Origin of the sequence: Deefgea piscis (assembly GCF_019665785.1) — a bacterium.
Lineage (GTDB): Bacteria > Pseudomonadota > Gammaproteobacteria > Burkholderiales > Chitinibacteraceae > Deefgea.
On the sequence record NZ_CP081149.1, the window covers coordinates 3,472,103 to 3,491,916 of the forward strand.

At 45.9% G+C, this 19,814-nt stretch carries 18 protein-coding genes and 1 tRNA gene; all 19 read right to left on the reverse strand.

The genetic code is table 11. The features are described 5' to 3' along the window. Positions 1-9: 9 nt before the first annotated feature. The 19 genes from rpsS to K4H25_RS16450 all read right to left on the reverse strand — a co-directional run bounded on the left by rpsS (position 10) and on the right by K4H25_RS16450 (position 19,807). The gene (gene rpsS, locus K4H25_RS16360; RefSeq protein WP_027469928.1) at positions 10-285 is read right to left on the reverse strand and encodes a 30S ribosomal protein S19; all 276 of its coding nucleotides are present in this window, start codon (positions 283-285) and stop codon (positions 10-12) included. A 5-nt stretch (positions 286-290) separates the two neighbouring features. Next, on the reverse strand, positions 291-1,124 hold the full coding sequence (gene rplB, locus K4H25_RS16365; protein ID WP_173532446.1) for a 50S ribosomal protein L2: 834 nt from the start codon (positions 1,122-1,124) through the stop codon (positions 291-293). A gap of 11 nt (positions 1,125-1,135) precedes the next feature. Further along, complete coding sequence (gene rplW, locus K4H25_RS16370; protein WP_203564299.1) at positions 1,136-1,432, reverse strand: 50S ribosomal protein L23; 297 nt, start codon at positions 1,430-1,432, stop codon at positions 1,136-1,138. A 5-nt stretch (positions 1,433-1,437) separates the two neighbouring features. Continuing rightward, positions 1,438-2,058: a 50S ribosomal protein L4 gene (rplD, locus tag K4H25_RS16375; RefSeq protein WP_173532448.1), complete on the reverse strand. Its 621-nt coding sequence runs from the start codon at positions 2,056-2,058 to the stop codon at positions 1,438-1,440. Then, entirely contained in the window at positions 2,058-2,702 is a 645-nt protein-coding gene (gene rplC, locus K4H25_RS16380) for a 50S ribosomal protein L3 (RefSeq protein ID WP_173532449.1), read from the reverse strand. The genes rplD and rplC overlap by 1 nt, the downstream gene beginning before the upstream one ends. A gap of 152 nt (positions 2,703-2,854) precedes the next feature. Further along, positions 2,855-3,166 carry a 30S ribosomal protein S10 gene (gene rpsJ, locus K4H25_RS16385; protein ID WP_173532450.1) on the reverse strand — a complete coding sequence of 104 codons (312 nt, stop codon included), beginning with the start codon at positions 3,164-3,166 and terminating at the stop codon, positions 2,855-2,857. Positions 3,167-3,177: 11 nt separating this feature from the next. Beyond that, positions 3,178-4,368, reverse strand: coding sequence for an elongation factor Tu (gene tuf / locus K4H25_RS16390; protein ID WP_173532451.1), 1,191 nt, complete (start codon positions 4,366-4,368; stop codon positions 3,178-3,180). Positions 4,369-4,391: 23 nt separating this feature from the next. Beyond that, a complete protein-coding gene (gene fusA, locus K4H25_RS16395; protein WP_221021423.1) occupies positions 4,392-6,488 on the reverse strand; it encodes an elongation factor G in 2,097 nt (698 codons plus the stop codon). 27 nt (positions 6,489-6,515) lie between these two features. Beyond that, positions 6,516-6,986, reverse strand: a complete 471-nt coding sequence (gene rpsG / locus K4H25_RS16400; protein ID WP_173532453.1) for a 30S ribosomal protein S7 — start codon at positions 6,984-6,986, stop codon at positions 6,516-6,518. Between the two features lie 109 nt (positions 6,987-7,095). Further along, a complete protein-coding gene (rpsL, locus tag K4H25_RS16405) occupies positions 7,096-7,470 on the reverse strand; it encodes a 30S ribosomal protein S12 (RefSeq protein ID WP_173532454.1) in 375 nt (124 codons plus the stop codon). 185 nt (positions 7,471-7,655) lie between these two features. Continuing rightward, positions 7,656-11,876, reverse strand: a complete 4,221-nt coding sequence (gene rpoC / locus K4H25_RS16410; protein WP_221021424.1) for a DNA-directed RNA polymerase subunit beta' — start codon at positions 11,874-11,876, stop codon at positions 7,656-7,658. Positions 11,877-11,954: 78 nt separating this feature from the next. Continuing rightward, entirely contained in the window at positions 11,955-16,127 is a 4,173-nt protein-coding gene (gene rpoB / locus K4H25_RS16415) for a DNA-directed RNA polymerase subunit beta (RefSeq protein WP_173534590.1), read from the reverse strand. Positions 16,128-16,327: 200 nt separating this feature from the next. Beyond that, entirely contained in the window at positions 16,328-16,699 is a 372-nt protein-coding gene (rplL, locus tag K4H25_RS16420) for a 50S ribosomal protein L7/L12 (protein WP_173532456.1), read from the reverse strand. Between the two features lie 57 nt (positions 16,700-16,756). Further along, a complete protein-coding gene (rplJ, locus tag K4H25_RS16425) occupies positions 16,757-17,314 on the reverse strand; it encodes a 50S ribosomal protein L10 (RefSeq protein WP_221021425.1) in 558 nt (185 codons plus the stop codon). Positions 17,315-17,550: 236 nt separating this feature from the next. Continuing rightward, on the reverse strand, positions 17,551-18,246 hold the full coding sequence (gene rplA, locus K4H25_RS16430) for a 50S ribosomal protein L1 (protein WP_173532458.1): 696 nt from the start codon (positions 18,244-18,246) through the stop codon (positions 17,551-17,553). After that, positions 18,247-18,678 carry a 50S ribosomal protein L11 gene (gene rplK, locus K4H25_RS16435; protein ID WP_173532459.1) on the reverse strand — a complete coding sequence of 144 codons (432 nt, stop codon included), beginning with the start codon at positions 18,676-18,678 and terminating at the stop codon, positions 18,247-18,249. Positions 18,679-18,762: 84 nt separating this feature from the next. Continuing rightward, positions 18,763-19,296: a transcription termination/antitermination protein NusG gene (gene nusG, locus K4H25_RS16440; RefSeq protein WP_173532460.1), complete on the reverse strand. Its 534-nt coding sequence runs from the start codon at positions 19,294-19,296 to the stop codon at positions 18,763-18,765. Between the two features lie 14 nt (positions 19,297-19,310). Further along, on the reverse strand, positions 19,311-19,667 hold the full coding sequence (gene secE / locus K4H25_RS16445) for a preprotein translocase subunit SecE (RefSeq protein WP_221021426.1): 357 nt from the start codon (positions 19,665-19,667) through the stop codon (positions 19,311-19,313). A gap of 64 nt (positions 19,668-19,731) precedes the next feature. Beyond that, positions 19,732-19,807: transfer RNA gene (locus K4H25_RS16450), tRNA-Trp, on the reverse strand. Positions 19,808-19,814: the final 7 nt, after the last annotated feature.

Below are 19,814 nucleotides of genomic sequence, written 5' to 3' on the forward strand. Positions count from 1 at the left end.
GTCTTCACCTTATCGCTTGGATTTTTTGTCCGCGGCGTGACCTTTAAAAGTACGGGTCAGTGCAAACTCACCCAACTTGTGGCCAACCATGTTTTCATTAACGTAAACAGGAATATGCTGCTTACCGTTATGCACAGCAATTGTCAGACCAACAAAGTCTGGCAATACCGTAGAACGACGTGACCAAGTTTTAACTGGGCGCTTGTCGTTTGTCGCGCGAACTGCCTCAACTTTTTTCAACAAGTGCAGGTCAACAAATGGACCCTTTTTAAGAGAACGTGCCATTTACATTACCTCTTATTCGCTGGACGACGGCGCACGATCATATTGCTAGTACGCTTATTACGACGCGTACGATAGCCCTTAGCTGGCTGACCCCACGGACTAACTGGAACACGACCTTCACCAGTACGGCCTTCACCACCACCGTGCGGATGATCCACCGGATTCATCGCAGTACCGCGCACTGTTGGACGAATACCCAACCAGCGCTTCGCACCTGCTTTACCATACGAACGCAGACTGTGTTCGCCATTACCCACTTCACCGATTGTTGCGCGGCAATCAACGTGTACTTTACGAATTTCGCCAGAACGAAGACGTAACTGCGCGTACATGCCATCACGAGCCAACAATTGAACGCTAGTACCTGCAGAACGCGCAATCTGCGCACCCTTGCCTGGCTGCATTTCGATGCAATGAATTGTCGAACCTACTGGAATATTCCGGATAGGGAGCGTATTACCAACTTTAATCGGAGCATCTGAACCAGATACGACCGTCATGCCTGCACTCAAGCCTTTAGGAGCAATAATGTAAGCACGTTCACCATCCGTATAGCACAACAAAGCAATGTTAGCAGTACGGTTTGGATCGTATTCTAAACGCTCAACTTTCGCGACAATACCATCTTTATTGCGACGGAAATCAACCAAGCGATAATGCTGCTTATGACCACCACCGATATGACGGGTAGTGATGTGACCGTTGTTATTACGACCACCAGTCTTTGATTTCTTAACCAATAAAGGAGCGTACGGCGCACCTTTATGCAAGTCAGGACTTACAACCTTAACGACTGCGCGGCGACCGGGCGATGTCGGCTTAACTTTTACCAATGCCATGTTTAGTCCCCTTATTGCGCAGCTGCAAGGTCAAGTTCTTGACCGGATACTAAGCTTACATAAGCTTTTTTCCAGTCTTTGCGGCGACCATTCGTACGGCCAAAACGCTTAGACTTACCTTTAACATTAACTACGTTGACTGCCTCAACCTTCACTTTAAAGAGAAGTTCAACGGCAGCCTTGATTTCAGCCTTAGTCGCATCGGTAGAAACACGAAATACGACTTGCTCAGCTTTCTCAGCAACCAAAGTGCTCTTTTCAGAAACTATTGGAGCCAAAATCACCTGAAGCATGCGATTTTCTGCAATTTTGATCATGCAAACAACTCCTCAAAAGCCTGTAGTGCATCACGAGTGAACACAACTTTTTTGAAGCGCACCAAACTAACTGGATCTGCCTGAGCCGCTTCCAACACCAAAACATGCGGAAGATTACGGGAAGCCAAATACAGATTCTCGTCCAATTCTTTGGTCACAATGAGCACGTTATCGAGCTGCATTTCTGCCAATTTTTGAGCAAAAGCCTTAGTCTTAGGTGCTTCTAGGGCAAAAGAATCAACAACGATCAGACGCTCTTCACGCACCAATTGCGACATAATTGTTGCAATACCAGCACGGTACATCTTACGGTTAACTTTATGCGAAAAATTCTCGTCAGGGCTGTTCGGGAATGCACGACCACCACCACGCCACAACGGAGAAGATGTCATACCAGCACGAGCACGGCCAGTACCTTTTTGACGCCATGGTTTTTTAGTTGAATGCTTTACATTACCACGACCCAATTGCGCGCGATTACCGCTACGGGCATTGGCAAAGTATGCAGTTACAACCTGATGAACCAAGGCTTCATTAAATTCACGACCAAACAAGTCATCTGAAGCAGCAACAGCTACTTGAGCCTCGCCTTTCGTATTAACAACTTTAAGTTCCATTATGCACCTGCCTTAACGCTCGAACGAACGATAACGTCATTGCCCTTGGAGCCTGGTACACCACCCTTAACCAGCAACAATTGACGCTCAGCATCAACCCGCACGATTTCAAGGTTTTGCACGGTACGCTGAACATTACCGAGCTGACCAGCCATGCGTTTACCTGGCAATACACGACCCGGATCTTGCGCTTGACCGATAGAGCCAGCAGAACGATGCGACAGTGAATTACCGTGCGTAGCACGATTAGAAGCAAAATGATAACGCTTGATAACACCAGCCCAACCTTTACCTTGGCTAGTACCAGTAACATCAACCATTTGACCAACACTAAACAACTCAACCGACAAAGCATCACCAGCTTTCAACTCAGCAGCTTTCTCTGCAGGAATGCGGAACTCAACGAGTGCCAAACCTGCTTCAACGCCTGCTTTCGCGAAATGACCAGCCTCAGCCTTATTCACTCGACTTGCTTTTTTTGTACCGAAAGTAACCTGAACAGCAGAGTAGCCGTCAGCTTCCAGAGTTTTGATTTGCGTGACGCGATTTGCAGCCATGTCCAACACAGTTACTGGAATGGACGCACCATCCTCAGCAAATACGCGGGTCATGCCGACTTTGCGACCTACAAGACCTAAGCTCATAGTTATTCCCTTTTCAAGGGCCAGTTACGATTGACTGGCTATGACTATTAAAAAATAAAACGGGCTTGCCACATTAAATGGCAAGCCCGAGATACTAACAAAGTTTATTAACCGTCGCAAGGGGTTTCGCCCTCAACGGCAAAACTGAGTCATTAGTTCAATTTAATCTCAACATCAACACCCGCTGGCAAGTCCAGCTTCATCAATGCATCAACAGTCTTGTCAGTTGGATCAACAATATCCAACATACGCAAGTGAGTGCGAATCTCAAATTGATCACGCGCAGTTTTATTTACGTGTGGCGAACTCAAGATATCATAACGCTCAATTTTTGTTGGCAAAGGAATTGGACCTTTAACAACTGCGCCAGTACGCTTTGCAGTTTCAACAATTTCTTGAGCCGAACGATCGATCAAAGAATAATCAAAAGCTTTCAAGCGAATACGAATTTTCTGATTTTGCATTTCCAAGTTCCTTAAGCAAGAACAGTGGCAACAACACCAGCGCCAACAGTACGACCACCTTCGCGAATCGCGAAACGCAAACCTTGCTCCATCGCTACTGGGCAGATCAAGGTTACAGTGATCGATACGTTATCACCAGGCATTACCATTTCTGTACCTTCTGGCAATTCAATCGCGCCAGTTACGTCAGTAGTACGGAAGTAGAACTGTGGACGGTAGTTACTAAAGAATGGTGTATGACGACCACCTTCATCTTTAGACAACACATAGATCTCAGCAGTAAACTTAGTGTGCGGAGTGATCGAACCTGGTTTTGCCAAAACTTGACCACGCTGAACATCTTCACGCTTAGTACCACGAAGCAAGGCACCGATATTGTCACCCGCTTGACCTTGGTCAAGCAATTTACGGAACATCTCAACACCAGTACAAGTCGTCTTAACTGTTGGCACAATACCAACGATCTCGATCTCTTCACCTACCTTAACAATACCACGCTCAACACGACCAGTCACAACAGTACCGCGACCAGAAATAGAGAATACATCTTCAACTGGCATCAAGAACGTACCGTCAATTGCACGCTCTGGCTCAGGAATGTAGCTATCCAAAGCATCTGCCAAACGGAAGATTGCTGGCTCGCCGTATTCTGATTGATTACCTTCAAGCGCCAAACGAGCTGAACCGGTAATTACTGGGGTATCATCACCAGGGAAATCGTATTTAGACAACAAATCACGAATTTCCATTTCAACCAATTCAAGCAACTCAGCATCATCAACCAAGTCAGCTTTGTTCATGAAAACAATAATGTACGGAACACCAACTTGACGAGACAACAAGATGTGCTCGCGAGTTTGTGGCATAGGACCGTCAGCTGCAGAAACAACCAATACCGCACCATCCATCTGCGCAGCACCGGTAATCATGTTTTTCACATAATCCGCGTGACCTGGGCAGTCAACGTGAGCGTAGTGACGTTTTTCAGTCTCGTACTCAACGTGAGCAGTATTAATAGTAATACCACGTGCTTTTTCTTCTGGTGCAGAGTCGATTGACGCGTAATCTTTAGCAATACCGCCGAATTTTTTCGACAGAATTGTAGTAATTGCAGCTGTCAGCGTTGTTTTACCATGATCCACGTGACCGATTGTACCGACGTTAACGTGCGGCTTAGTCCGAGTAAACTTTTCTTTTGCCATTTTTCAAAATTCCTTAATTAAAATTATTTCTTAGTAACAATTGCATCAGCAATATGCTTAGGCGCAATTGAATAATGCTTAAATTCCATTGAGTATGTAGCGCGACCTTGCGACATAGAGCGCAGAGTAGTCGAGTAACCAAACATCTCAGACAATGGAACTTCCGCTTTAATCATTTTTCCGCCGGCAGGATTATCATCCATACCTTGCAATAGACCACGACGAGAAGAAATATCACCCATGATGTCGCCCATGTAATCTTCAGGCGTTTCAATTTCAACGTACATCATTGGCTCAAGAATTACAGGACCAGCACGACGCATCGCTTCTTTGAACGCCATAGAGCCAGCAAGTTCAAAGGCAATTTGCGACGAGTCCACGTCATGGTACGAACCAAAGGTCAGGCGTACTTTAACGTCAACAACAGGGAAACCAGCCAACACACCTGATTTCAGTGTATTTTGGATACCTTTATCAACAGAAGGAATGAATTCACGAGGAATTACACCGCCCTTAATCTCGTCAACAAAGCTATAGCCATTACCCTCACCAGCTGGCTCAATAGTAATAGTCACGTCACCGTATTGACCCTTACCACCAGACTGCTTCGCGTGCTTACCTTGAACATCTGCAGCAACTTGAGTAATGGTCTCGCGGTAAGCCACTTGTGGCGCACCAACGTTTGCATCAACACCAAACTCACGACGCATACGATCAACCAAGATCTCAAGATGCAACTCGCCCATACCAGACATAATAGTCTGGCCAGTCTCTTCGTCCGTTTTAACACGGAAAGAAGGATCTTCTTTAGACAAGCGACCCAAAGCTAGACCCATTTTCTCTTGGTCAGCCTTAGTTTTTGGCTCAACAGCAACGTGAATTACTGGCTCAGGGAAAACCATGCGCTCAAGAATAATTACATCTTTCAAATCGCAAAGGGTTTCACCCGTTGTTACATCTTTCAAACCAATTGCAGCCGCGATGTCACCAGCGCGAACTTCATCAATTTCTTTACGATCATTCGCATGCATTTGCACAAGACGACCAATGCGCTCTTTCTTGTCTTTGTTCGAATTCAAAACAAAGTCGCCAGATTGCAAAGTACCTGAATACACACGGAAGAATGTCAGCTGACCTACGTACGGGTCATTCATTAGCTTGAAAGCCAACGAAGAAAACGGTGCGTCATCTGTAGCTTCGCGAGTCACTTCTTGATCACGATCATCCATACCTTTAACTGCGTCAATATCCACAGGCGATGGCAAGAATTCGATCACAGCATCCAACATCCGTTGAACACCTTTGTTTTTGAACGCAGAACCACACAATACAGGCTGAATCTCGCAAGCCAAAGTACGGGCACGAATTGCCGCAACAATTTCAGCCTCCGACAATTCACCAGCTTCGAGGTACTTGTTCATCAACTCTTCAGAAGCTTCGGCGGCCGTTTCGACCATTTTTTCGCGCCACTCTTCGGCAACCGATACTAAATCTGCAGGGATATCACCGTACGTGAAAGTCATACCTTGAGATGATTCGTCCCAGATAATTGCTTTCATCTTAAGTAGATCAACAACACCTTCAAATTTATCTTCCGCACCAATAGGAATAACCACTGGTACTGGATTTGCTTTCAAGCGCAATTTCATTTGCTCAACAGCACGGAAAAAGTTGGCACCTGAGCGGTCCATCTTATTCACGAAAGCCAAACGTGGAACTTTGTACTTGTTAGCTTGACGCCATACAGTTTCAGACTGAGGTTGAACACCACCCACAGCACAATAAACCATACACGCACCATCAAGAACACGCATTGAACGCTCAACTTCAATCGTGAAGTCAACGTGGCCTGGGGTGTCAATGATGTTAATCAAATGCTCAGGAAACTGCAGACTCATACCTTTCCAGTATGTGGTCGTAGCAGCAGAAGTGATTGTAATACCACGTTCCTGTTCTTGCTCCATCCAGTCCATAGTGGCAGCGCCATCATGAACTTCACCAATCTTATGGTTAACACCGGTATAAAACAAAACACGTTCTGTTGTGGTTGTTTTACCAGCATCAATGTGAGCGGAAATACCAATATTGCGGTAACGCTCAATAGGGGTCTTGCGAGCCACGGCGATTTCCTTATCTTAATTACGCGATTAGAAACGGAAGTGGGCGAATGCTTTATTAGCATCAGCCATACGATGCACTTCATCGCGTTTTTTCATCGCGCCGCCACGGCCTTCAGCCGCGTCAAGAAGTTCACCTGCTAGACGCAGATCCATTGATTTTTCACCACGTTTACGAGCCGCTTCGCGAACCCAGCGCATCGACAATGCCAGACGACGGCTTGGACGTACTTCTACTGGCACCTGGTAGTTGGCGCCACCGACACGGCGGCTCTTAACTTCAACAACTGGCTTAACATTACCAATTGCGGTGTTAAAAACTTCAATTGCATCTTTACCAGTCTTTTTCTCGATCTGGGCCAATGCACCATAAACGATACGCTCTGCAACAGCTTTTTTACCGTCGAGCATTACAACGTTCATGAATTTTGCGAGTTCTGTGCTACCAAATTTTGGATCTGGCAACACATCACGCTTAGGGACTTCTCTGCGTCTTGGCATAACATACTTCCTTAATGTGACATTCAGCTGGGGACAACCCCGCGGACAACTATAAAATTGCCCACTTACTTGACGACTGCATTAGTAGCCGCCACTCATACGATACAAATTAAGCCTTAGGGCGTTTTGCACCGTATTTAGAGCGAGACTGCTTACGATTTTTAACGCCAGCCAAGTCAAGAGAGCCACGGACGCAGTGATAGCGAACACCTGGCAAATCTTTTACACGACCGCCGCGTAGCAATACAACGCTATGCTCTTGCAGGTTATGACCTTCACCACCGATGTACGAAATTACTTCGAAACCGTTAGTGAGGCGAACTTTGCATACTTTACGCAATGCAGAGTTTGGTTTTTTTGGAGTTGTTGTATATACACGTGTGCATACACCACGCTTTTGCGGGCAAGCTTCAAGAGCTGGTACTTTGCTCTTCAGTTTTTCCGCAACACGTCCTTTACGAACGAGTTGATTGATAGTTGGCATTGTTTTTCACTTCCTACCGCGTTAAAAAAGACCTTGCCACGACTGTGACACGGCTATGGTTTCCCTAATGGAAACGCTGCGGAGAGCGATAAAATCGCTCTCCGCAGAAAAAGACTTTGAATTATAAGGAAAAGAATGAATACACGTCAATGCAAACCGACAGATGTCGGCTTGCATCTCAGTATTTATTCAGAAATATTCCCAATTTCAGCAATAACTTCAGCAGCTGCTTCAGCAAATGGTGCCAAGCTTTCGGCTTTTGCTAGCAAACGCTTCCGATTTTTGTGATATGCCAGCCCTGTTCCTGCTGGAATCAAACGACCAACAATGACGTTTTCTTTCAGTCCACGTAAATCGTCAACTTTACCCATAATGGCAGCTTCAGTCAGAACACGCGTTGTTTCTTGGAACGATGCTGCTGAAATAAAGGAGTCAGTCGACAATGAAGCCTTAGTAATACCTAAGAGAATGTTGTCAAACTTAGCCAACTCCTTACCTTCTTCAGCTAGCTTGTCATTCATGATTAGAACTTCAGCACGTTCAACTTGCTCACCCAAGATGAAGTTTGAACCACCCTGATCAGAAATCACTACTCGACGTAACATCTGACGAACAATCACTTCGATATGCTTGTCATTAATCTTCACGCCTTGCAAGCGATACACTTCTTGCACTTCCTGAACAATATAACGAGCAAGTGCTTCAATACCTTGTAAGCGCAAGATGTCATGTGGATCGATAGGTCCATCCACAATGACCTCACCCTGACTTACCACTTGACCATCATGCACCATGACATGCTTGTCTTTGGAAATCAGATATTCATGTGGAACGCCATCCAAATCAGTCAGAACTAGACGCTGCTTACCTTTAGTATCTTTACCAAAGCTAGCTGTACCAGTGATCTCTGCCAACATACCCGCATCTTTCGGTGAACGAGCTTCAAACAACTCTGCTACACGCGGCAGACCACCGGTAATATCACGCGTTTTAGCCGATTCTTGTGGAATACGAGCAAGTACATCACCCACACCCACTTGCTGGCCGTCTTTCACCGTAATGATAGAACCCACTTGGAATGAAATAGTCACCGGAGTATCGGTGCCAGCTAATTTCATTTCTTGGCCATTCTCATCCAGCAACTTAACTAATGGACGAACGCCTTTTGCAGCGGTTACTTTTGCTTTAGAAGCAATAACCACTAATGTTGACAAGCCAGTCACTTCATCGACTTGTTTAACAACGGTCATGCCTTCTTCGACATTTTCAAATCGAACAATACCTGAATACTCAGTAATAATTGGACGAGTATGCGGATCCCACGTACCTAGTACTGAACCAGCTTTAATGATGTCGCCATCTTTAACAGCAAGAGTTGCACCATAAGGTACTTTATGTGTCTCGCGTTCACGACCCACATCATCGAGAATCAACAGTTCAGCAGAGCGTGCAATAACAACAAGCTCATTTTTCGCATTTGTTACATAACGCATATTTGCGCTAAAACCAAGGCGACCATTTGACTTCGCTTCAACCTGGCTAGCAGCAGCAGCTCGAGATGCCGCACCACCAATATGGAACGTACGCATTGTTAACTGTGTACCCGGCTCACCAATTGATTGAGCAGCAATAACACCAACAGCCTCACCAGCATTAACAATTTGCCCGCGACCTAAGTCACGACCATAACATTTTGCACACAGACCGTAACGTGTCTCACAAGACAACGGAGTACGCACAACTACTTCATCGATATTGCGGCTTTCAATTTCGTCAACGGCATCTTCATCTAGCAAGTAACCAACTTCATATACGGTTTCTTGTGTTGAAGGATCTACAACGTCTTTAACAACAATCCGGCCCAAAATACGATCACGCAATGCTTCAACAACATCACCACCTTGCATGACGGCCTTCATTGCAACGCCATGTTTCGTGCCGCAATCATCTTCAGTAACAACCAAATCTTGTGTCACATCGACCAAACGACGAGTCAAATAACCCGAGTTTGCAGTCTTCAATGCCGTATCAGCCAAACCTTTACGTGCACCGTGTGTCGAAATAAAGTACTGAAGAACCGTCAAACCTTCACGGAAGTTAGTTGTAATCGGCGTTTCAATAATCGAACCGTCCGGTTTAGCCATCAAACCACGCATACCTGCCAACTGACGAATCTGTGCTGGTGAACCACGAGCACCTGAGTCAGCCATCATGTAAATCGAGTTAAACGATTCTTGTTCGTCTTTTTTGCCGTTACTATCGTAAACAGTTTCTTTTGCCAATTGATCCATCATTGCTTTCGCAATTTGATCACCAGCACGACCCCAGATATCAACGACCTTATTGTAGCGTTCACCTTGCGTTACTAGACCTGAGCTATATTGCTGCTCAATCTCTTTCACTTCGGCTTGGGCTGCTGCCAACAATTCAACCTTCTTCGCAGGAACCAACATATCATCGACACAAATCGAGATACCACCACGAGTCGAATACGAGAACCCGGTATACATCAGTTGATCAGCAAAAATAACAGTTTCTTTCAAGCCGCAACGACGGAAAGAAGCATTGATCAGCTTACCAATTTCTTTTTTCTTCAATGACTTGTCGATATGCGAGAAGGCCAAGCCTTTAGGCAAAATCTCAGACAGAATTGCACGACCCACCGTTGTATCACGACGGACCATCTTGCTTTCCCAGTCGCCCAAATCATTGCGGAACCATTCTTTTAAGCGAATAGAAACGCGAGTCTGTAGGGTAACCTCTTTACTCTGGTAGGCACGTAAAGCCTCAGACACGTCAGCAAGAATCGTCAAACGCTGGCCATCCTCATTGAGGCGCTCACCTTTGGCGTATTTCGCTTCACGCGTCATGTAATACAAGCCCAACACGATATCTTGCGAAGGAACAATAATTGGCTCGCCATTAGCTGGAGCCAAGACATTATTCGATGCCAGCATCAATGTGCGTGCTTCCATTTGTGCTTCAAGCGACAATGGAACGTGAACCGCCATTTGGTCACCGTCAAAGTCAGCATTGAATGCCGCGCAGACGAGTGGATGCAATTGAATAGCTTTACCTTCAATCAAGGTCGGTTCAAACGCTTGAATACCCAAACGGTGCAATGTAGGCGCACGATTCAATAGTACTGGATGTTCGCGGATAACGTCTTCCAAGATATCCCAAACCACAGGCTCTTGGCTTTCAACCATTTTCTTCGCAGCTTTAATCGTCGTTGCCAAACCCATCACTTCCAATTTATGGAAAATGAATGGTTTAAACAATTCCAACGCCATCAATTTTGGCAAGCCACATTGATGTAAACGCAAAGTAGGACCAACGGTAATTACCGAACGACCAGAGTAATCGACACGTTTACCCAACAAGTTCTGACGGAAACGACCGCCCTTACCTTTGATCATATCTGCAAGCGATTTTAATGGCCGCTTGTTAGCACCAGTCATCGCTTTACCGCGTCGGCCATTATCGAGCAAAGAGTCCACAGCTTCTTGCAACATACGCTTTTCGTTGCGAACAATAATTTCCGGAGCGCGTAATTCAAGCAGGCGCTTCAAACGGTTATTACGGTTAATAACGCGGCGATATAAATCATTCAAATCAGAAGTCGCAAAACGGCCGCCATCCAATGGAACCAATGGACGTAATTCCGGAGGTAATACCGGCAACACTTCCATAATCATCCACTCTGGCTTGATACCTGAGCGATCGAACGCTTCTAGGACTTTCAAACGCTTAGCGATTTTCTTGATTTTAGTTTCAGAACCGGTGCTATCGAGTTCAGCGCGCAAGTTGCTAATTTCTTGGTCTACGTCCATCGATTTTAGCAATTCACGGACAGCTTCTGCGCCCATCAAAGCGACAAATTCGTCACCGTATTCTTCAACTTTGGTAAAGTAATCTTCTTCTGTCAGCAACTGACCACGCGTTAGCGGTGTCATGCCTGGCTCAACAACAATAAATGCCTCGAAATACAATACGCGCTCGATATCGCGCAAAGCAATATCAAGTACCATACCCAAACGACTTGGGAGTGATTTCAAGAACCAAATATGAGCAACAGGCGAAGCAAGGTCGATATGACCCATGCGCTCACGACGCACTTTAGATAAAGTAACTTCTACGCCGCATTTTTCACAAATAACGCCACGGTGCTTCAAACGCTTGTATTTACCACACAAGCACTCATAATCTTTAATCGGCCCGAAAATACGAGCACAAAACAAACCATCGCGCTCAGGTTTGAACGTACGATAGTTAATGGTTTCTGGCTTTTTCACTTCGCCGAAAGACCAAGAACGGATTTTCTCTGGCGATGCTAAGCCAATTTTAATCGCGTCAAATTCTTCGTCCTGCGCGACTTGCTTGAATAGTTCGAGTAAGCCTTTCATTCCAATATTCTCCAGTGAGGGCGAGTTGTTAGGTGTGAGGCGACCATTAAATAGTCACCTCCCCACACCTCACACAGATCAGTAGGTTTCCAGATCGATGTCGATACCGAGCGAACGGATTTCCTTGACCAATACATTGAACGACTCTGGCATGCCAGCATCAATGCGGTGATCACCCTTCACAATGTTTTCGTAAACTTTAGTACGACCATTCACATCATCGGATTTAACAGTAAGCATTTCTTGCAAGGTGTACGCTGCGCCATATGCTTCCAAGGCCCAAACCTCCATCTCACCAAAACGCTGACCACCAAACTGCGCTTTACCACCCAGCGGCTGCTGAGTCACGAGCGAGTAAGGTCCAGTTGAACGTGCATGCATCTTGTCATCAACCAAGTGATGCAATTTCAAGTAATGCATCACACCAACAGTGACTTTACGCTCGAACGGCTCACCCGTACGACCGTCATACAACTGCATTTGTGTCTTACTTGAGTTGAAATCCAATTGTTGAGTGCGTTCATCTTCATCTGGATATGCTAAATCAAGCATTTCTTGGATTTCAGACTCATCAGCACCGTCAAACACTGGACTTGCAAAAGTCATACCAGTACGCAAACCACGCGCCAATGTCATGATTTCAACATCGCTCAGATCACTGATGTCTTCGGCCTTGCCTTTGGATTGATAAATCTTATCCAAAATCTCACGAATTTCAGCAACATTTCGTTGTTCACGCAACATCGCATCAATACGCTGGCCGATCCCTTTTGCTGCCCAGCCTAAATGAACTTCGAGAATCTGCCCGATATTCATCCGTGATGGAACACCCAATGGATTCAAAACAATATCAACAGTTGAACCATCTGCCATATGTGGCAAGTCTTCAACTGGCAAGATCTTAGAAACCACACCCTTGTTACCGTGACGGCCGGCCATTTTATCGCCTGGTTGTAAGCGACGTTTTACTGCCACATACACTTTAACCATCTTGATCACGCCAGGTGGTAACTCATCACCTTGAGTCAATTTACGCTTTTTATCTTCAAAGCGTAACTCAAACTCTTGCTTCATCTGGGCAATCAAATCTTTCATTGCTTCGAGTTGACGCGCGGCTTCTTCTTCAGCCAAACGAATATCGAACCAATCGTGCTTAGAAAGTTGATCGGCCAAGTATTCTGAAGTGATGGCTGTACCTTTCGCTAGGCGTTTTGGACCACCATTTGCAATTTTGCCAACGATCATCCGTTCGATACGCTCGAACAAGTCATCATTAACAATACGCAATTGGTCATTCAAGTCTTGGCGATAGCGACGTAACTGTTCATCGATAATGGCTTGAGCGCGTTTATCACGTTCAATCCCTTCACGAGTAAACACTTGCACATCAATGACAGTACCAACCATGCCTGATGGCACGCGCAAGCTAGTGTCTTTAACGTCAGAAGCTTTTTCACCAAAGATGGCACGCAGTAGTTTCTCTTCTGGTGTCAGTTGAGTTTCGCCCTTAGGCGTTACTTTACCAACCAGAACATCACCAGCCTCAACTTCAGCACCGATATACACCACACCAGCTTCATCCAAACGGCCAAGCATACGCTCAGACAAGTTTGAAATATCACGGGTAATTTCTTCAGGACCGAGCTTAGTATCACGCGCCATGACGTTCAATTCTTCGATGTGAATCGAAGTATAACGATCATCAGCAATGACTTTTTCGGAGATCAAAATCGAATCTTCGAAGTTATAGCCGTTCCAAGGCATGAAAGCGATGGTCATATTTTGACCCAAAGCTAACTCACCTAAGTCAGTCGATGCACCATCTGCAACGACATCACCCTTCTCAATCCGATCACCTTTAACAACGATAGGACGTTGGTTGGTGTTGGTATTCTGATTCGAACGAGTGAATTTAACCAAGTTGTAAATATCAACACCGGTTTCGCCAGCGATTGTTTCGCTATCATTCACGCGAACCACAACACGAGTCGCATCAACGAAATCAACCACACCGCCACGCAATGCAGTTACTGCAGTACCCGAGTCAGTTGCGCATGTACGCTCAATACCAGTACCGACCATTGGCTTCTCAGCACGCAAGCAAGGTACAGCTTGACGTTGCATGTTGGCGCCCATCAATGCACGGTTGGCGTCATCGTGTTCCAAGAATGGAATCAATGATGCAGCAACAGAAACGATCTGGCTTGGCGCCACGTCCATGTACTGAACGCGATCAGGCGTAGCAACAATCGTCTCGCCCGCTTCACGGCAAGTCACCAATTCATCAGTCAGTTTGCTATCGTCATCCAAGCCAGCATTGGCCTGTGCAATCACATACTTACCTTCTTGAATTGCCGACAAGTATTCAATTTCAAGCGTCGCTTGACCATTGATTACTTTACGATATGGCGTTTCCAAGAAACCATACTCATTAGTACGTGCATAGCAAGACAATGAGTTGATCAGACCAATGTTTGGACCTTCCGGCGTTTCAATCGGACAAACACGGCCGTAATGCGTTGGATGCACGTCACGAACTTCAAAGCCTGCGCGTTCGCGCGTCAAACCACCTGGGCCCAACGCCGAAACACGGCGTTTGTGGGTGATTTCAGACAATGGATTCGTTTGATCCATAAACTGCGACAATTGTGATGAACCAAAGAATTCTTTCACCGCTGCCGATACCGGCTTAGCGTTGATCAAATCATGTGGCATCAAATTGTCTGATTCTGCTTGCGACAAACGCTCTTTAACAGCGCGCTCAACACGAACCAAGCCAGCACGGAATTGATTTTCAGCCAACTCACCGACTGAACGAACACGACGGTTACCCAAGTGATCGATATCATCGACTTCACCACGACTATTGCGTAATTCAAGCAAAATACCAATAACAGCGACGATATCTTCTGTCGACAAGATACCAGGGCCGGTGATGCCTTTTTTGCCTGCGCGCTCATAGAAGCGGCGTTGCCAGCCCGGTGCTTTTTCTTCCAAACGATCTGGATAAGCACGGCTATTGAATTTCATGCGGCCAACAGCAGAGAGATCATAACGATCTTCATTAAAGAACAAACCTTTAAATAAGGCCTGTACCGCATCTTCTGTTGGCGGCTCGCCCGGACGCATCATGCGATAAATCGCAACGCGAGCTTGCCATTCATCAACGGTTTCATCAGTACGCAGAGTCGCCGACATAAAGCCGCCCTGGTCCAAATCATTGATGTACAAAGTCTGAATTTCTTTTACTTCGTTGCTATCGAGTTTAACCAATAAATCTTCAGTGATTTCATCATTGGCTTTAGCAACGAGCTCGCCCGTTTCTGGGCTAATAACCGCAGTCGATAACATACGGCCATACATATAATCCAGCGGAACTGGAATACGGGTCATACCAGCATTAGTGATGTCGCGAATCGTTTTTGCTGTAATACGCTTATCTTTTTGCGCCAACACACGACCATCATCAGCAATGATGTCAAACTTAGCAACTTCACCACGCAAGCGATCTGGAACTAATTCCCAAAACACGCCATCATCGGTAAGGTAGAAGGTATCTGTATCAAAGAACTCAGCTAAAATCTGCTCAGCCGTATACCCCAATGCTTTAAGCAAAATTGATACCGGCATTTTACGACGACGGTCAATACGGAAGAACAGCAAATCTTTCGGGTCAAATTCGAAATCAAGCCATGATCCACGGTAAGGAATCACACGGGCTGAGAACAATAATTTACCGGAACTATGGGTTTTACCCTTGTCATGCTCAAAGAACACGCCCGGAGAGCGGTGTAACTGAGAAACAATTACACGTTCAGTGCCGTTGATCACGAATGAACCACTACGTGTCATTAACGGGATTTCACCGAAATAAACATCCTGCTCTTTGACTTCCTTTACCGTTGGCTTTGCTGCATCACGGTCCATAATGACCAGACGAACACGAGCACGCAACGGCGCAGCAAAGGTAATGCCACGTTGTTGACATTCGATTACATCGAATGCAGGCTCACCCAAGGAATAATGCACAAATTCAAGACGTGCATATTCATTATGGGAAACGATAGGGAAAATCGAGTTAAACGCAGCCTGCAAGCCAATTTCGCGACGCGCCTCAGTTGGCACACCTAGTTGCAGATATTCGGTATAAGAGTCGATCTGAGTAGCCAGCAGAAACGGCACTTCGAGGACGCTCGCCCGTTTCGCAAAACTTTTGCGAATACGTTTTTTCTCAGTGAACGAGTATTTCATACTCATAAACTCTCCATGGGGTTGGGCGCAATGGACAAACCGCAAAACGCCCGCTTACGGTTGTGAGCGGTTTCTGGTTTGCCAGCTGCAAATTATAATTTGCTCACAACTCAAACAGCCGTAAGCAAGCTCGCAGTATACAAACGCAAAAGGGCAGGCGGATTCCTCCGCCTGCCTGCACTACATTACTTCAAGAACAATTACTTAACTTCAGCAGTAGCGCCGGCTTCGATCAATTTCTTAGCGATTGCATCAGCATCAGCTTTAGACACGCCTTCTTTAACTGCTTTAGGTGCGCCATCAACCAAGTCTTTAGCTTCTTTCAAGCCCAAGCCAGTCACTTCACGAACAACTTTAATCACGCCAACTTTCTGAGCGCCAGCGCCAGTCAAGATAACGTCAAATTCAGTTTGTTCTTCAGCAGCGGCTGCACCAGCAGCAGCAGGACCAGCAACAGCCATAGCTGCAGCAGAAACGCCAAATTTTTCTTCGAATGCCTTAACGAGGTCATTCAATTCCATAACAGTCAAAGCACCTACTGCTTCAAGGATGTCTTCTTTAGTAACAGCCATTTCTAGTACTCCTGAAAATCTTGTCAGATTAAATCAAATTCAAAATTGGTATAAAGCTTAGGCAGCGTCTGCTGGCGCTTCAGTTGCTGCAACTTCAGCAACAGGAGCTTCTTCAGCAGGAGCAGCATCTTCAGCTTTCTTAGCAGCCAATGCGCCAAGACCACGAGCAAACGCAGCAACTGGAGCTTGCATAACGCCCAGCAACATCGAGAGCAATTCATCACGGCTCGGGATAGTAGCAAGTTGGGCAACTTCAGCAGCAGTTAATACTTTGCCTTCGTACGAACCAGCAATCACCTTAATCTTCTCATCTTTCTTTGAGAAGCTTTGGAGAACTTTAGCTGCAGCAACTGCATCTTCAGAAATCGCGTAAACCAGCGGACCTGACATTTGGTCAGCCAAGCTAGCAAACGGAGTTCCTTCAACAGCACGACGCGCCAAGGTGTTTTTCAAAACACGCAAGAACACGCCAGACTCACGCGCTTGTTTGCGCAATGCAGTCATGCTAGCAACCCCGATTCCACGGTATTCAGCGATAACGATGGTTTGAGCATTTGCAACTACTGCTGCAATCTCAGCCACGACCGCTTTTTTGTCGTCAAGATTCAGACTCAAGGTCAACCTCCATTAGTTAAGTTCAGCGCGAATAATCGCGCCACCCAATCAAACGGCGACCAATATTCAGGAGACTTGTATCAACTAAAATAGTTGATGAGAAGCCTGCATTGGGCACACCGTCTGCGTAGGCTAGCGTTTGGGCGCTGTGATTAAGCTAAATCAATGATTTAGCGCCTACGGTCTTTGACATTTTGCTGTGTGATATCGAAACATCACGCAGCAACCCAAAGTCTTTATGCTAGTACAGAAGCAGTGTCAACGCGAACGCCTACACCCATCGTACTAGAAACAGCGATCTTCTTGAAATACACGCCCTTAGAGCTAGCTGGTTTTGCTTTTTGCAAAGCATCAGCCAAAGCTGCCAAGTTAGTTTGCAAATCAGCAGCAGCAAAAGATGCGCGACCGATTGTTGCGTGTACGATACCACCCTTGTCAGTACGGTATTGAACTTGACCGGCTTTTGCGTTTTTAACTGCTTCAGCAACGTTCGGAGTAACAGTACCCACTTTTGGATTTGGCATCAGACCACGTGGGCCCAAAATTTGACCCAATTGACCAACGATACGCATTGCATCTGGAGATGCAATAACAACGTCAAAGTCCATTACGCCAGCTTTAATTTGCTCAGCCAAGTCTTCAAAACCAACGATATCGGCACCAGCAGCTTTAGCCAACTCAACGTTTGCACCTTGTGTAAACACGGCAACGCGAACTGATTTACCAGTACCTTTAGGCAATACAACAGCGCCACGAACCACTTGGTCTGATTTACGTGCATCAATACCAAGATTGAACGAAACATCGATAGATTCGTTAAATTTGGCTGTAGCAGCAGCTTGTACCAAAGCAATTGCATCAGCAACTGGGTACAATTTATTGCGATCTACAGTAGCGTTCAAAGCCGCTAGACGTTTAGAAACCTTAGCCATTTACACGCCCTCCACGGTAATACCGATTGAACGTGCTGAACCAGCAAGAATACGTACTGAAGCGTCCATATCGGCACCAGTCAAATCTGCTTGCTTAGTTTTAGCGATTTCTTCCAGCTGAGCACGAGTCACAACACCAACTTTGTCAGTATGTGGCTTAGCAGAACCTTTAGTGATACCAGCTGCTTTTTTCAACAAAATTGTTGCAGGTGGTGATTTCATCACGAAAGTGAATGATTTATCCGCATACGCAGTAATCACAACAGGAATTGGCAAACCTGGCTCAACGCCTTGGGTTGCAGCGTTAAACGCTTTACAAAATTCCATGATATTCAAACCGCGCTGACCCAATGCCGGACCGATAGGTGGCGATGGATTTGCTTTACCAGCGGGCACTTGCAGCTTTACATAGCCGACAATTTTTTTAGCCACGATACAACTCCTAAAAGCGGGTCAAACGCTAGCAACAGCCAGCTCCCCAATGAAAAACGCATTACTGCGTAAAACCAACACAGATCAGACTTTTTCGACCTGAGAAAACTCTAAATCAACCGGTGTCGCACGACCAAAAATCATCACCGATACTTTCAGACGACTCTTATCGTAATCCACATCTTCAACTGTCGCATTAAAATCAGCAAATGGGCCTTCAGTAACTCGCAAAGACTCACCCACTTCAAACAACACTTTTGGACGCGGCTTCTCAACACCTTCTTGCACTTGCTGCATCATGCGCTCAACTTCTTTCGCAGGAATTGGCATTGGCTTAGTACCACTACCACCGATAAAACCAGTCACTTTAGGCGTGCTTTTCACCAAGTGCCAGCTATCGTCGGTCATATCCATCTCAACAAATACATAACCTGGGTAAAACTTACGCTCAGTCAGCGCTTTTTTACCATTTTTAATTTCCATTACCTCTTCGACAGGTACTAACACTTGACCAAACAAGTGTGCCATATCCAAGCGATCAATTTTTTCTTTCAATGCTTTCTGTACGCTTTTTTCAAAGCCAGAATACGCATGAACTACATACCAGCGCATACCCATATCGAACCCTCCGTTTATTTACCGCGACCGAGCACGACATCGTAAAACAACCAAGCGAGACCTGAGTCAACCGCCCACATAAACAGAGCCAATACACCGACAAATAAGAAAACAACAGCAGTCACTTGCCATGTTTCTTTTCTGCTTGGCCAAACCACCTTCTGAGCTTCTTTGACTGAATCACGAGCGTAATCAACAAAAGTGCGACCTAATGTAGTAAACCACATTACCGCACCTGCCGCTACCACACCTACCGCGACACACAAAGACCCCAAAAAGGACTGACCCGCTGGAACCATATAAAAACCCGCAACACCCAACAACACCAGGGCTAGGGCAGCTACTACTTTTAGTCGTTCTATGCTTTGCATTGCTTTATCGGCGACCCATAAAACAGAGCCGCTCCTATGAAGGAACGGCTCCGTTGATATATTGTGGCAGGCGAGGGGGGTCTCGAACCCACAACCCCCGGTTTTGGAGACCGGTACTCTACCAATTGAGCTACTCGCCTACGGAGA

Excerpts from the sequence above, each read along its gene's own strand:
- nusG (WP_173532460.1), bottom strand. The coding sequence starts at position 19,296 with ATGGGTATGCGCTGGTATGTAGTTCATGCGTATTCTGGCTTTGAAAAA.
- rplA (WP_173532458.1), bottom strand. The coding sequence starts at position 18,246 with ATGGCTAAGGTTTCTAAACGTCTAGCGGCTTTGAACGCTACTGTAGAT.
- rplC (WP_173532449.1), bottom strand. The coding sequence starts at position 2,702 with ATGAGCTTAGGTCTTGTAGGTCGCAAAGTCGGCATGACCCGCGTATTT.
- rplD (WP_173532448.1), bottom strand. The coding sequence starts at position 2,058 with ATGGAACTTAAAGTTGTTAATACGAAAGGCGAGGCTCAAGTAGCTGTT.
- rpoC (WP_221021424.1), bottom strand. The coding sequence starts at position 11,876 with ATGAAAGGCTTACTCGAACTATTCAAGCAAGTCGCGCAGGACGAAGAA.
- rpsJ (WP_173532450.1), bottom strand. The coding sequence starts at position 3,166 with ATGCAAAATCAGAAAATTCGTATTCGCTTGAAAGCTTTTGATTATTCT.
- rpsS (WP_027469928.1), bottom strand. The coding sequence starts at position 285 with ATGGCACGTTCTCTTAAAAAGGGTCCATTTGTTGACCTGCACTTGTTG.
- rplL (WP_173532456.1), bottom strand. The coding sequence starts at position 16,699 with ATGGCTGTTACTAAAGAAGACATCCTTGAAGCAGTAGGTGCTTTGACT.
- rpoB (WP_173534590.1), bottom strand. The coding sequence starts at position 16,127 with ATGAAATACTCGTTCACTGAGAAAAAACGTATTCGCAAAAGTTTTGCG.
- rplB (WP_173532446.1), bottom strand. The coding sequence starts at position 1,124 with ATGGCATTGGTAAAAGTTAAGCCGACATCGCCCGGTCGCCGCGCAGTC.
- secE (WP_221021426.1), bottom strand. The coding sequence starts at position 19,667 with ATGCAAAGCATAGAACGACTAAAAGTAGTAGCTGCCCTAGCCCTGGTG.
- rpsG (WP_173532453.1), bottom strand. The coding sequence starts at position 6,986 with ATGCCAAGACGCAGAGAAGTCCCTAAGCGTGATGTGTTGCCAGATCCA.
- tuf (WP_173532451.1), bottom strand. The coding sequence starts at position 4,368 with ATGGCAAAAGAAAAGTTTACTCGGACTAAGCCGCACGTTAACGTCGGT.
- rpsL (WP_173532454.1), bottom strand. The coding sequence starts at position 7,470 with ATGCCAACTATCAATCAACTCGTTCGTAAAGGACGTGTTGCGGAAAAA.